The sequence below is a fragment of the Solibacillus silvestris genome (genome assembly GCF_051967575.1).
Classification (GTDB): domain Bacteria; phylum Bacillota; class Bacilli; order Bacillales_A; family Planococcaceae; genus Solibacillus; species Solibacillus silvestris_B.
Genome location: NZ_JBQCJW010000008.1, coordinates 55219 through 69156 on the forward strand (window position 1 = coordinate 55219; position 13938 = coordinate 69156).

Genomic DNA, 13938 nt, shown 5'->3' on the forward strand with positions numbered 1-13938 from the left:
CTTACTTATTTTTTTGCACGGATGATCCAATATCCTTTTTTCTTCTCCACAATCTCTACTTCTGAAAACATTCCTTCTAAATGACTCATTGTTGATGGCGCACCCTGCTTTTTCTGAATAACAATCCATAGCTCACCATTTTCCTCCAACAATTCATATGCACTATCATAAAATTTAAAAATCGTTTCTTTGCCAGCACGAATTGGCGGATTTGTTAATACTGCAGCTACTTTAGTTCCAGCTTCTACGGCATCTAACCCATCGCTTTCAAAAATACGTACATTTTGAACCCCGTTTAGTTGGGCATTTTTTTGAGACAAACTAACTGCGCGTGAATTAATGTCCATCATAAATACTTCACGATCAGGGTTGTTTTTTGCAACCGACAATCCGATTGGTCCATAGCCACAGCCAACATCAAGTAAAACACCTTCAATTTCAGGCATTTCAAACACATCAATTAACACACGGGAACCAAAATCTACTTCGCTTTTACTGAATACACCCGCATCCGTTTCGAACGTAAATGTATTGCCTAATAAAGTAAATTTCCATTGGCGTGGTTTACTCTCAGTTTGAGGCTTATTTGAATAATAATGTTCAGACATGCGACACGCCTCCTTAGAAAAACGCATTTTGCGCCAATCAGCGCGAAATGATGTCCTTTTTATATGGATTTTCTAAAAAATTATACTTTCTTATCGACTAAAGAATTTGAAATAAAGAAAAGCCCGCCGCAAAATTGTGACGAGCTTACCTTATTAAACTAAGCGCGAAACTTAGCCATTAAAGTTAAACTGAAATTATTTAACTTCTACTGAAGCGCCAACTTCTTCAAGTTTAGACTTGATTTCTTCAGCTTCATCTTTAGAAACGCCTTCTTTAAGAGCTTTAGGAGCGTTGTCAACAACCTCTTTAGCTTCTTTTAAACCTAAACCAGTGATTTCACGAACCACTTTGATTACTTTGATTTTTTCTGCACCAGCAGAAGCTAATACTACATCAAACTCAGTTTTTTCTTCAGCAGCGCCAGCAGCACCACCAGCAACTACTGCTACTGGAGCAGCAGCTGTTACACCGAATTCTTCTTCGATTGCTTTTACTAAATCGTTTAATTCTAGAACTGTCATAGCTTTGATAGCTTCTAAGATTTGCTCTTTGTTCATTTTAATTTCCTCCTATGGAATGTTTTATTAGTTTTAGGCGATTTGCCTGATTGTTGAAGTTAAGAGGCTAATATTAAGCACCTTGCTCTTCTTTTTGTTCTGCAACTGCTTTTGTTGCAAGTGCGAAGTTGCGCACTGGAGCTTGAAGTACAGATAAAAGCATTGATAATAGACCTTCGCGTGATGGAAGTTCTGCAAGAGCTTTAACGTCTTCAACTGATGCCACAGTACCTTCAATGATACCAGCTTTAATTTCTAACGCTTCGTTTTTCTTAGCGAATTCGTTGATGATTTTAGCTGGAGCTACTACGTCCTCGTTAGAGAATGCGATAGCATTTGGACCAGTTAAGAATTCATTGATTCCTTCTAAACCAGCAGTTTCGGCAGCACGGCGAGATAAAGTATTTTTGTAAACTTTGAACTCTACACCAGCTTCACGTAATTGCTTACGTAATTCTGTTACTTGCGCTACAGTTAAACCACGGTAATCTACTACTACTACAGATGCAGCAGCTGAGAATTTGTCAGCGATTTCTTGAACTTGAACTTTTTTAGATTCGATTGCTTTGCTCATGATGACACCTCCTATTAGAATGAGTCATTTATACCGACAAAGAAAAGCCTCTACATCAAAATAGACATAGAGGCTGAAAGTACATCATCTTAAAAAGAATCCGAACTCCTATGTCCTCGGTAGGAATATTAAGTGCATATGGCACTCCTACTGTCTACGGTACAAATGGATGATTCACAACAGCACTCATCTTACCAAGTAAGGGGCGTGTTGTCAACAAATTTTATTTTACGATTTTAAAAAAAATCGGAAATTACTTGATTGTAACGTTAGCAGCGTCAACTTTTACAGCAGGGCCCATTGTAGTTGTAACGTTTACAGACTTCATGTAAGTACCTTTTGCTGCAGCTGGCTTAGCTTTTTGAACTACTTCAAATACAGCTAAGAAGTTTTCTACTAATTTTTCTGTATCGAAAGAAACTTTACCGATTGGAGCGTGGATGATACCAGACTTTTCAGCACGGTATTCTACTTTACCAGCTTTGATTTCTTCGATTGCTTTTGTTACGTCAAATGTAACTGTGCCTGTTTTAGGGTTTGGCATTAAACCTTTAGGACCTAATACACGACCTAATTTACCAACTTCACCCATCATGTCAGGAGTTGCAACGATTACATCGAAATCAAACCAACCTTGTTGGATTTTTTGGATGTATTCTGCATCGCCTACATAGTCAGCGCCAGCAGCTTCCGCTTCTTTAAGTTTTTCGCCTTTAGCGAAAACTAATACGCGTTGAGTTTTACCAGTACCGTGTGGCAATACTACCGCACCACGGATTTGTTGGTCATTTTTACGAGTATCGATACCTAATTTGAATGCTACTTCTACAGTTGCATCGAAGTTGACTGTAGATGTTTTTTGCGCTAAAGCTACTGCTTCTTCTACAGAATATAAAGTAGCGCGATCGATTAATTTAGCTGCATCTTGCAGTTTTTTACCTTTTTTAGCCATTATAATTTCCTCCTTGATTGTGGTTGTAACGGATTTGACCTCCCACGAATAAAGGTTGCGCACTCTTCAAATTGACTATCCGAGCGCAGCAACCTTCCAAAAACAAAAACATCATCAAGTGTGAAGATGGGATTAATCTTCGATTGTAATACCCATGCTTCGTGCAGTACCTTCAACCATTAACATAGCAGCTTCAACTGAAGCAGCGTTAAGGTCTGGCATTTTTTGTTCAGCGATTTCGCGAACTTTATCACGTTTAACCGTTGCAACTTTCTTACGGTTTGGTTCACCTGATCCAGATTGGATACCAGCTGCTACTTTAAGTAATACTGCTGCAGGTGGAGTTTTAGTAATGAAAGTGAATGAACGGTCTTCGAATACTGAGATTTCTACTGGAATGATAAGACCAGCTTGATCAGCAGTACGAGCGTTAAATTCTTTACAGAATCCCATGATGTTTACACCTGCTTGACCTAATGCAGGACCAACCGGTGGTGCTGGGTTTGCTTTACCAGCAGGGATTTGAAGTTTTACAACTTTAATAACTTTTTTAGCCACGAGACACACCTCCTTAAGTCCGTGATGTGGTAATTGGGTTGCCCCTCCCACTCAAATATCTGTTCGTCAGCTAACTTGCCGATAACATTAAAACTAATTAGAATCACACGTCATTTTTTTGACAGTCTGACCTATGAAATGATAACACTTTTAAAATGCTTAATCAAGTATAAATAATTCTATATTTTTTGAACTTGGTTAAAGTCTAGCTCCATAACTGTTTCGCGGCCGAACATATCTACAAGAACTTTTAGTTTTGCTTTGTCGGTATCCACTTCTTCCACACGGCCTTGGAAGTGTGCGAATGGTCCTTCAAGAACTTCCACAACTTCACCAACCGAAATTTCGACCTCACCTAATTGCGCTTCGTTCATTCCCATTTGTGCAAGCAGACGTTCCGCTTCTTCCGGCAATAATGGCGTCGGTTTTACGCCGCCGCCTGAAGACCCGATAAACCCTGTAACACCCGGAGTATTTCGAACGACATACCAAGCGTCGTCTGTCATAATCAATTCAACTAAAACGTAGCCGGGGAATATTTTACGCATTACCGCTTTTTTCTTGCCGTCTTCTTTTACGTCGATTTCTTCATGCTCTGCTACGATTACACGGAAAATTTTATCTTGCATTCCCATTGTTTCAACACGTTTTTCAAGATTCGCTTTTACCCGATTTTCGTAACCAGAATACGTATGAACTACATACCAATTTTTCTCCATATAGGTAGGACTAAATCGTCCGTCCCTCCTTTACATAAAATGTGTTAAGGACATTATTCCCTATTCACAAAAATTCAACAATCTATACATTTCAAACAAATGAAAAAACCCGTTATATGGCATGGACGGGCTATTTCGAAATATTAACATGATATTGCTTATAGAGACAAGAACCAACGGAATAATTCTGAAATTCCTAAATCTATAACTGTAAAGAATAACGCCATCACGATAACTGTTGAAACTACTACTATCGTATATTTCGTTAACTCTTTACTTTTTGGCCAGCTTGTTTTGCGCATTTCCGAGCCGACTTCTTGTAAAAAGTTTGTTACTTTACTCATCTTTGCCTAACCTCCGAACAACAAATTAATCTATATTTCATTTATAACGTTTGTTTATGCATTGTATGCTCATTGCAGTGTGAACAAAATTTTTTCAATTCTAAACGCTCAGCCGCTCCTTCTTTTTTCGGGGCGCTGTAGTTTCTTGAACCGCATTTTTCACAGCTTAAAACGACTTTCTTTGCCATGCTTATCACCTTTTCGGCAGTTTGTCCTTTAAAGACTAACACCTAAATTTCCCACTGTCAACAAAGGTTCACAGTGTTTAAGTCATTTCTTTCAGTTCAAGATGCCGTTCTAATTTCCGCTTCACACGCTGCAGTGCATTATCAATGGATTTCACATGGCGATTCAATTCTTCGGAAATTTCATTATAGGATTGTCCCTCAAGATAGCGGACTAACACTTGCTGTTCTAGTTCGCTTAATACTTCACCCATCTTTTGTTCTAGATAAGTGTAATCTTCACGGTTAATCATCAAATATTCCGGATCGTCGGAAATCGGACTCGTAATAATATCCATCAACGTACGCTCAGATTCTTCATCATAAATAGGCTTGTCCAGCGATACATAGGAATTTAGCGGAATATGCTTCTGACGTGTAGCGGTCTTAATCGCCGTAATAATTTGCCTTGTAATGCAAAGTTCGGCAAATGCGCGAAATGAAGCAAGCTTATCCTCTTTGAAATCGCGGATCGCCTTATATAAACCAATCATGCCTTCTTGAATAATATCTTCTTTGTCGGCACCGACCAGAAAATACGACCGCGCTTTAGCCTTGACGAACAGTCGGTATTTTGAAATCAAAAAATCTAACGCATCTGTATTGCCTAGATGCACTTGCTCTACAAGCTCTTCATCTGTCAAATGTTCAAAATGCAGTACCATTTGTAACTTCTCACTTTTAAGCAATGAAAATCACCTCAGCTACGCTAGAATCATTAGGAATAGTATAACTTAATTGGAAATTGCGGGCAAACGATTACTTAAGCCCCCTTCTCCATTTTTCAAATTGCAGTTCTACTTCTTTTGATAACTTAATTCTTGAGACTGGTTTTTCGTTAGTAGTTTCTTTTACTTTTGATGAAATTTTCGATTGGATAATCTGCATTTCAATTTCAAGCTCGCGCGCGGATTTCCTTAAAGCGCCATGACCAAATACGACGTTTTGCTCGGTCATATCCGAAGTTGCGACATGTATTTGGACTTTCCGCCCTTTCAATTCGGTCGATAGTTTTTCGATGCGCTCATCTGCTGTTTCGTTTTTGCGCGTATAAAGAACTTCCACAGCATGCTGAATATAAAGCTGCTCTGTGCCCGGTACAAGATGCGCGTCAAATACAACTATAACACGCCAGCCTGTATGTGCTTTATATTCTGCCATTCTTTCGATTAGTCGATCACGCGCATCTTCAAAGTGCGGATCGCGCAAAGGACGCAGCTCACTCCATGCGCCAATCATGTTATAGCCGTCTACTAGCAAAATGTTCTGCATGTCCTCATCCGTTAGCTTCTTGTCGTTTACGGTACACTTCATACATAAGCAGTGCCGCTGCTACGGAAGCATTCAATGATGTAACATGACCAATCATCGGTAAGTGATATAAGAAATCACATTTATCTTTTAAAAGACGGCTCATTCCTTTACCTTCACTACCAATAATTAATGCGAGCGGCAATGTTGCATCCATTTTACGATAATCTGCCGAACCTTTTGCATCTGTTCCCGCAATCCATACACCGTGGTCTTTTAGCTCATCCACCGTTTGTGCCAGATTTGTCACACGTACAACCGGCACATGTTCGATTGCGCCTGTGGAAGCTTTCGCTACAACAGCCGTTAAACCAACTGCCCGGCGCTTCGGAATGATGATACCATGTGCACCAATCGCATCTGCTGTACGCATAATGGAACCTAAGTTATGCGGATCTTCCAGTTCATCTAAAATCAGGAAAAAAGGATCTTCATTTTTTGCCTTGGCTACATCGAATAAATCGTCGAGCTGTGCATAGTCGTAAGCTGCCACAGATGCGACTATCCCCTGGTGGTTTTCCGCTAATTTATCAATTTTTTGTTTCGGTACAAATTGGACTAATACGCCCTGCTCTTTTGCCAAGTCCATCAATTCCTGCACACCTGTTTTTTTTACACCTTCCGCAATCCATAGCTTGTTAATTTCGCGGCCTGAACGAAGCGCTTCCAATACCGGATTTTTCCCTGCAATCATTTCTCCTGAGACTTCTTCTTGGGCAGATTGCGGTTTTTCTTGTTGTTTTTTATCGTGAGCTTTATAAGTGTCTGCTTTTTTATCGCGGACTTTGTAATCTCGCGGCTTACGATTTTGCTGTCTTCTCTCTGCCATAGTTACACTCCTTTTGATTGTTCTACAATTTCGATTGCATAATCAATAATTTCATTTGCGCGATGATGCTCTTTACTTAAAAATAAAAAGCCTAAAACCGCTTCAAAACCTGAGCTGTTCCGATATGTGCGCACATCTGTATTTTTTGGAACGGAACCGGATTTCGCATTGCGTCCTCTGCGAAAAACCGCTTGCTCCTCTTCTGTTAAATAGTTTTCCTCAATCATGCGATGCACAATATGCGACTGGGACTTTGCCGAAACATATTTTGTCGCTTCTTTATGCAGTGTATTGGGCTTTGCCCGGCCCGATAAAATTAAATGTTCCCGAATTCTTTGTTCCAGCACGGCGTCGCCCATATAAGCGAGCGCCAATGCATTTAGCTGTATTACTTCATGGGGTGTCAAGTTTTGCATTTATTGTCCTCGTTTCCAGCGTGTTCCCTGACGAGTATCTTCCAACACAATGTCCATGCCTAGCAATTGATCGCGGATTTCATCTGAACGTGCGAAATCGCGATTTTTGCGTGCTTGATTACGTTCTTCGATCAATGCCTCAATTTCTTCATCAAGCAGGACCGTTTCAACTTTCACATGGATTCCCAATACTTCCCCAATTGTATCAAACATATTCAAAATTGCTTGCAGCACTACTTTATCTGTATTCGTTTCGTTTAAATAAATATTCGCAATGCGTGATAGCTCAAATAGTACCGAAATCGCATTTGCCGTATTAAAATCATCATTCATCGCATTTTCAAAATCAACTTTCGCCTGATCGATTTTTTGCAGCCATTCCTCGCTATTATCAGCCAGGCTTGCCGATGATGCAAAACGGTGCTCGACATTTGCATAAGATGTACGAATGCGCTCCAGTCCGTTTTTTGCAGCCTCCACTAAATCCTGCGCGAAGTTGATCGGATGGCGATAATGTACTGACAACATAAAGAAACGCAATACTTGCGGGTCGATTTGCTGGCGGATATCATGCACTAATATAAAATTGCCAAGCGACTTCGACATTTTTTCATTATCGATATTAATATATCCGTTATGCATCCAATAGCGCGCAAACGTTTTATCATTATGCGCCTCTGATTGGGCTATTTCATTTTCATGGTGAGGGAATGTTAAATCTTGCCCGCCTGCGTGAATATCGATTGTATCACCTAAATGCTCTCGCGCCATAACAGAACACTCAATATGCCATCCTGGACGACCTTCTCCCCAAGGCGAACTCCACTTTACTTCACCTGGTTTTGCAGCTTTCCATAACGCAAAGTCTAGCGGGTCTTCCTTTTTCTCGCCCGCTTCGATGCGTGCCCCTACCTTTAAATCATCAATCGATTGGTGGCTTAGCTTTCCGTAGCCATCGAATTTACGTGTGCGATAATAAACATCGCCTTGAGATTCATATGCAAAACCTTTATCGATTAGCACCTTAATAAATTCGATAATGTCACCCATATGCTCTGTTACACGTGGATGCGCATCTGCTTTTTTGCATCCCAGTGCCGTAATATCCTCAAAATAAGCTGCAATAAAACGCTCAGTTAATACAGATGTATCTTCTCCGAGTTCATTTGCCGCTTTAATAATTTTGTCGTCAACATCGGTAAAATTCGAAACGAAATTCACTTCATAGCCCGCATATTGCAAATAGCGACGTACCGTATCATAGACGATAACCGGTCGTGAATTTCCGATATGGATGTAATTGTATACAGTCGGTCCGCATACATACATTTTCACTTTGCCTTCCTCCTGTGGAATAAAAGGCTCTTTTTGTCTCGTCAATGAATTAAAAATTTGAATGCTCATTTTGCCTGCTCCTTTTTTAAGTGTGCAATTTCCTGTTGTAATTGTTCAATTGTTTTTTCCAATAGATCACAGCGGTCACCAACTGGGTCCGGGATATTTTGGTGATCCAACTTTTTCGCTTCTGTGCGAATACCGTCAATCATAACGACCTTGCCCGGAATGCCTACAACAGTTGCATTCGGCGGAACTTCTTTTAGGACGACGGAGCCCGCGCCAATTTTACTGTTTGCGCCAACCGTTATCGAGCCGAGCACTTTTGCCCCTGTTGCCACCAATACGCCATCTTCCAAAGTCGGGTGACGCTTACCTTTTTCTTTCCCTGTACCACCTAGTGTCACACCTTGATATAACGTCACATCATTTCCAATTTCGCATGTTTCGCCGATGACAACTCCCATGCCATGATCAATGAAAAAGCGACGGCCGATTTTTGCGCCCGGGTGAATTTCAATACCTGTAAAGAAACGGCTAATTTGCGAAATCGCCCGTGCAATAAAGAAAAATCTCCGTTTAAAAAACCAATGGGCAATGCGATGCGACCAAATCGCATGTAAACCCGAATATGTTAATACCACTTCAAATACACTTCTTGCCGCCGGGTCATTTTCAAAAATATTATCGATATCTTCTTTTATTCTTTTCAACATGTTTTTACCTCCCCTTTTTGCCGCCATTCAAATATGAGCAAATGCACTAAAGCCCCGTTCATAGTTCATATACACAGCGGCTCTAAGTTATCCGAAACGAAAATTCCATTTATCTTCGACGAAAAAAAGCGTCTCCATCACCTGTATAAGATGACAGAGACGCTTTACGCGCGGTTCCACTCTGGTTGAAAAAGCATGAATACTTTTTCCGCTTGAAAGTCCGCTAACGGGGACAAACCGATTTAACCTACTAAAGTTTCAATTAAATACTCGAAGGTGCATTTCCGTTTTGCTTTGACCTGGATCACTTTCAGCCGGTGATGATCCTCTCTAAAAGGTATGCGCCACATACTTCTCCTTCTCAACGCGCTAACGCTATATACGATTTAAATACATTTTACAGTTATTTTCTGAAAAATCAATATTTTTGTTTAACCGAAAATGGCGGTAACATACTTCGCCCCATCCTGAAAACAGTTTATTCCCTTGCTGCCAAGCCAAACTCAAATTAAATGGCATTTGATTATTACTTTGCAAACTTCTCTACACGGGCAATTGTTTTATCCTTGCCGATTAAGACAATCGCATTCGGTAATTCCGGACCATGTGTTTGGCCTGTTGTGACAACACGGATTGGCATAAATAAGTTTTTGCCTTTTGCGCCCGTATCCTTTTGCACTGCCTTAATCGCAGCCTTGATGGAATCAGCATCAAATGATTCTAAAGCTTCTAATTGTGCTTTGAATGAAGCCATTACCGCCGGAACTGTTTCGCCGGCAAGCACTTCTTTCGCTTCCTCATCATATGCAATTTCCTCCGTAAAGAATAGGCTCGATAGTTCTACAATTTCTGCCCCGAAACTCATTTGCTCATGGTAAAGAGCGATTAAATCAGAAGCCCATGCATGTTGCTCTTCCGATAACTCTTCTGGAAGTAAACCTGCTTTTTGTAAATGTGGCAATGCTAAAGCAACTACCTCTTCATGAGACATTTTTTTAATATATTGGTTATTCATCCACGTTAGTTTTGTTTTATCGAACATTGACGGTGATTTCGACAAGCGTTTTTCATCAAACAGCTTTATAAATTCGTCATGTGAGAAGATTTCTTCTTCTCCCTCAGGTGACCAGCCAAGTAATGCAAAGAAGTTAAACATCGCTTCCGGTAAGTAGCCTAGGTCCTTGTATTGTGTAACGAACTGGATGATTGACTCATCACGTTTTGATAATTTTTTACGCTCTTCATTTACGATTAATGTCATATGGCCATATTGCGGATATTCCCATCCGAATGCGTCAAAGATCATCATTTGTTTTGGTGTGTTTGATAAATGCTCTTCCCCACGGAATACATGTGTAATTTCCATGAAGTGATCATCCAGCACTACCGCATAATTGTAAGTCGGGATACCGTTTGCTTTTACAAGTACCCAATCGCCAATATCTTTTGAATCGAACGATACTTCACCGCGAACTAGATCAGTGAACTGATACGTAACATTTTCAGGAACACGCATACGAATTGTGTGAGGGATACCAGCAGCTTCTTTTTCAGCAACTTCCTCAGCTGTTAAATGACGGCATTTACCATCATATGCAGGTGCCGCAACGCCTTGTGCCTTTTGTTTTTCGCGTGAAGCTTCAAGCTCTTCCGAAGTACAGAAACATTTATACGCTTTGTCGGCTTCCAGCATTTTTTCTGCATGCTCTTTATAAATATCCAAACGCTCCATTTGACGGTAAGGCGCATAAGGACCGCCGATATCAACCGACTCATCGGGTGTAATGCCTAACCAGCGTAAATTATCTAATTGAGAAGCTTCGCCACCCTCTACATTACGCTCAATATCTGTATCTTCAATACGCACTACAAAAGTACCGTTATGATGTTTTGCATATAAATAATTGAATAAAGCTGTACGTGCGCCACCGATATGTAAAAATCCTGTTGGCGATGGTGCATAACGAACACGAACTGGTTTCGTCATAATATTGCCTCCTAAATTTACGTCTAAAATAATTTCGACCTTTTTTGCATATAAAAATTATACATTTTTTTATATGCATAAGAAAGGACATTATGTAGTGCTAGCATGACACAGCATATGTCTTTCTAAACTTTGCTCATTTTACCACTTGAATCGGTTAAATAAAAGTAGTGTGTGCCGAAATTTGACACACACACGCTCAATTACGCCTTTATTAATAAAATTGTCGCCATTGCCGCGATGCCTTCTTCGCGACCAACGAACCCTAACTTTTCCGTCGTTGTCGCTTTCACATTTACTTGTGAAGGTTCGGCATTCAATAGCTCAGCGATGCGATTTTGCATTTGGCCGATATATGGAGCCATTTTCGGGCGTTGTGCCATGATTGTGCAGTCCACATTCCCTAACTTATAGCCACGCTCTTCAACCATTTCCCAAATATATGCAAGAAGCTTCGCCGAATCCGCATCTTTCCACTCTGGATCAGTATCCGGGAAGTGACGTCCGATGTCCCCTTCACCAATCGCTCCTAGTGCCGCGTCTGTCACTGTATGTAAAAGCACATCCGCATCCGAGTGGCCTACTAAGCCGCGCTCGTGCGGAATCGTAATCCCACCTAAAATCAACGGACGCCCTTCCGCAAATTCATGAACGTCAAACCCTTGTCCAATTCGAAACATATATATGCTAGCCTACAAAGTAAACTAGCCTTCACCTTCTTTCTGCTAATCTCATTATTCTTAGTATAATCAACTTCTCGAAAAAAAGCCTTGAAAAACTTTCGCATTTTTCAGGGCTTTCGTTTAAATAATCGTTTTTCGTTGTTTTAAAATCGCTTCGCCGAAAATTAAATCTTCCTTTGTCGTCATTTTTATATTTTCGTAGCTGCTTTCGACAATGTGGATGTCATGCCCTAAACGTTCCACAAGCATCGCCTCATCCGTTCCTAAAAAACCGACCTTTTCAGCGACATCTTCCGCTTCTGCCAGCAGATCATAGCGAAATGCTTGCGGTGTTTGAACAATCCATAAAGATTCACGATCGACCGTCTCTTTAATGAGGCCATTGTGCACAACCTTCATCGTATCCTTTGCTCTCACACCTGCAATGGCCGCACCTTTTTCGTGGGCAACTTTTGTGAGCTCCGAAATTTTCGGAGTTGTAATGAACGGACGCGCCGCATCATGGACAAGCACAACTTCCACTGCATTCATCTCTTTGATGCATGAGTGGACGGAATGCTGACGTTCTTCTCCGCCTGTAGGCAAGCCTTTTACTTTTGTAATATTGTAGTTTTCGATTAGCGACTGAATAAATGGACGTTCTTCATCTTTTACTGCAAGCCAAATTCCTGTGCAGTTTTCATCTTGTTCAAAAACAAGAAGTGTATGCACTAAAATAGGCTTATCCGCCAAATTCAAAAATAATTTATTTTGCCCGGCGCCCATCCGCTTTCCGCTGCCTGCTGCCGGCAAAACGACTTCATAACGCAAAATGCTTCACTTCCTAATCCTCTTTTGGCTTCGCGAAAATCATTCGCCCTGCCGATGTTTGCAGAACACTTGTCACCGTTACTGTAATGGCTTGGCCGATATAGCTACGTCCGCCCTCCACGACAATCATCGTGCCATCATCCAAATAAGCCACACCTTGATTATGTTCTTTTCCGTCTTTAATAACAACGACTTGCATATCTTCGCCTGGAATAACGACCGGTTTTACTGCATTTGCCAAATCGTTAATATTTAATACTTGCACACGATGCAATTCGCAAACTTTATTTAAGTTAAAATCATTCGTTAAAATTTGCGCACCCATATTTTTCGCCAGGCGGACCAGTTTTAAGTCCACTTCCGCCACATCTTCAAAATCAACTTCCGTAATCAGCACCTTTGAAGCACGTTCATCTTGGAGACGCTTTAATATATCAAGCCCTCTGCGACCACGCGTACGTTTCAACGTATCGGAGGAATCCGCAATATGCTGGAGCTCTGTCAACACGAATTGAGGAACGACTAAAACCCCTTCGACAAAACCTGTCGCCGAAATATCGGCAATACGGCCATCAATAATCACACTCGTATCAAGTAATTTATATTGATCTTGGATTTCCTTGCCGGATGCATCATTGAGACGTTTCTTCGATGATTTGCCCGTGAAAATTTGCAAAAGCTCATCACGTTTGCTAAATCCTAATCGGAACCCTAAATATCCAAGGACGATCGACAAAATCGCCGGAACAACAGCGGTAATTACAGGAATGTTCATTTGATTAATAGCTACGCCGACTAATGTCGCCACACAGAGCCCGACGATCAAACCGAGCGTCCCGAACAGCAAGTCTGCCGCTGGTAATTTAAACAACACTTCTTCTAGCCAAGTAATCAATTTCACAAAGTAATCGGATAACGCAAACGATAATACGAATAACAAAGCAGCACCTATCGCAACACTAAAATATGGATTATTAAGCCACGGATTGGATGATAAATTCATAAAAGCATATAATGGCGGTAAGAAAATGAGACCTAATGCTCCACCGATAAATAAAAACGCTACTTGAATAACTCTTTTCAACAACAGTATCACCTCCATAAAATAATTATACATATAAAGCTCTTTTCATGCGATGCACAGCTACCAAAAGTACACCGCGAAAAAAAAGGGTTTTTATCATTTGCCTCATAATAAAATAAATTATTTTAATAAAAATTTTATTTATTCCATCTTAGTGTAATACCTTATTCTTTCATTGAATTGGAAGCTTATAATTTTAATAATTGCCGGGTCACTTCAAAATCATTCCA

General features: G+C 40.6%; 18 protein-coding genes and 2 other annotated features. All 18 genes read right to left on the bottom strand.

What is annotated here, in order from left to right:
* Positions 1-5: 5 nt before the first annotated feature.
* A complete protein-coding gene (locus ACTHOQ_RS07315) occupies positions 6-608 on the bottom strand; it encodes a class I SAM-dependent methyltransferase (protein ID WP_440495157.1) in 603 nt (200 codons plus the stop codon).
* Between the two features lie 195 nt (positions 609-803).
* Positions 804-1166 carry a 50S ribosomal protein L7/L12 gene (gene rplL, locus ACTHOQ_RS07320; RefSeq protein ID WP_440495158.1) on the bottom strand — a complete coding sequence of 121 codons (363 nt, stop codon included), beginning with the start codon at positions 1164-1166 and terminating at the stop codon, positions 804-806.
* A 73-nt stretch (positions 1167-1239) separates the two neighbouring features.
* Positions 1240-1740, bottom strand: coding sequence for a 50S ribosomal protein L10 (rplJ, locus tag ACTHOQ_RS07325; RefSeq protein ID WP_440495159.1), 501 nt, complete (start codon positions 1738-1740; stop codon positions 1240-1242).
* Between the two features lie 32 nt (positions 1741-1772).
* Positions 1773-1918: a sequence feature (ribosomal protein L10 leader region), on the bottom strand.
* A 75-nt stretch (positions 1919-1993) separates the two neighbouring features.
* Positions 1994-2692, bottom strand: coding sequence for a 50S ribosomal protein L1 (rplA, locus tag ACTHOQ_RS07330; protein ID WP_440495161.1), 699 nt, complete (start codon positions 2690-2692; stop codon positions 1994-1996).
* Positions 2693-2824: 132 nt separating this feature from the next.
* Complete coding sequence (rplK, locus tag ACTHOQ_RS07335) at positions 2825-3250, bottom strand: 50S ribosomal protein L11 (protein ID WP_008406998.1); 426 nt, start codon at positions 3248-3250, stop codon at positions 2825-2827.
* A 179-nt stretch (positions 3251-3429) separates the two neighbouring features.
* On the bottom strand, positions 3430-3969 hold the full coding sequence (gene nusG, locus ACTHOQ_RS07340; RefSeq protein WP_440495162.1) for a transcription termination/antitermination protein NusG: 540 nt from the start codon (positions 3967-3969) through the stop codon (positions 3430-3432).
* A 158-nt stretch (positions 3970-4127) separates the two neighbouring features.
* A complete protein-coding gene (gene secE, locus ACTHOQ_RS07345) occupies positions 4128-4313 on the bottom strand; it encodes a preprotein translocase subunit SecE (protein ID WP_440495163.1) in 186 nt (61 codons plus the stop codon).
* Positions 4314-4354: 41 nt separating this feature from the next.
* Complete coding sequence (rpmG, locus tag ACTHOQ_RS07350; protein ID WP_440495281.1) at positions 4355-4501, bottom strand: 50S ribosomal protein L33; 147 nt, start codon at positions 4499-4501, stop codon at positions 4355-4357.
* A gap of 77 nt (positions 4502-4578) precedes the next feature.
* Positions 4579-5202 (bottom strand): RNA polymerase sporulation sigma factor SigH, encoded by a 624-nt coding sequence (sigH, locus tag ACTHOQ_RS07355; protein ID WP_440495283.1) that lies wholly within the window; start codon positions 5200-5202, stop codon positions 4579-4581.
* Between the two features lie 94 nt (positions 5203-5296).
* Positions 5297-5809, bottom strand: coding sequence for an NYN domain-containing protein (locus tag ACTHOQ_RS07360; protein WP_440495164.1), 513 nt, complete (start codon positions 5807-5809; stop codon positions 5297-5299).
* Positions 5810-5813: 4 nt separating this feature from the next.
* Positions 5814-6542, bottom strand: coding sequence for a 23S rRNA (guanosine(2251)-2'-O)-methyltransferase RlmB (gene rlmB, locus ACTHOQ_RS07365; protein ID WP_440495284.1), 729 nt, complete (start codon positions 6540-6542; stop codon positions 5814-5816).
* A 137-nt stretch (positions 6543-6679) separates the two neighbouring features.
* Positions 6680-7093 (bottom strand): Mini-ribonuclease 3, encoded by a 414-nt coding sequence (locus tag ACTHOQ_RS07370; protein ID WP_440495165.1) that lies wholly within the window; start codon positions 7091-7093, stop codon positions 6680-6682.
* Positions 7094-8497, bottom strand: coding sequence for a cysteine--tRNA ligase (cysS, locus tag ACTHOQ_RS07375; protein ID WP_440495167.1), 1404 nt, complete (start codon positions 8495-8497; stop codon positions 7094-7096).
* Complete coding sequence (gene cysE / locus ACTHOQ_RS07380; protein ID WP_440495168.1) at positions 8494-9144, bottom strand: serine O-acetyltransferase; 651 nt, start codon at positions 9142-9144, stop codon at positions 8494-8496. The genes cysS and cysE overlap by 4 nt, the downstream gene beginning before the upstream one ends.
* A 152-nt stretch (positions 9145-9296) precedes the next feature.
* Positions 9297-9518 (bottom strand) — a binding site (T-box leader).
* Between the two features lie 152 nt (positions 9519-9670).
* Positions 9671-11131: a glutamate--tRNA ligase gene (gene gltX / locus ACTHOQ_RS07385; protein WP_440495169.1), complete on the bottom strand. Its 1461-nt coding sequence runs from the start codon at positions 11129-11131 to the stop codon at positions 9671-9673.
* Positions 11132-11334: 203 nt separating this feature from the next.
* Entirely contained in the window at positions 11335-11811 is a 477-nt protein-coding gene (gene ispF, locus ACTHOQ_RS07390) for a 2-C-methyl-D-erythritol 2,4-cyclodiphosphate synthase (protein WP_440495170.1), read from the bottom strand.
* Between the two features lie 123 nt (positions 11812-11934).
* The gene (gene ispD / locus ACTHOQ_RS07395) at positions 11935-12624 is read right to left on the bottom strand and encodes a 2-C-methyl-D-erythritol 4-phosphate cytidylyltransferase (RefSeq protein ID WP_440495171.1); all 690 of its coding nucleotides are present in this window, start codon (positions 12622-12624) and stop codon (positions 11935-11937) included.
* A gap of 13 nt (positions 12625-12637) precedes the next feature.
* Positions 12638-13711, bottom strand: a complete 1074-nt coding sequence (locus tag ACTHOQ_RS07400; RefSeq protein WP_440495172.1) for a PIN/TRAM domain-containing protein — start codon at positions 13709-13711, stop codon at positions 12638-12640.
* Positions 13712-13938 lie beyond the last annotated feature (227 nt).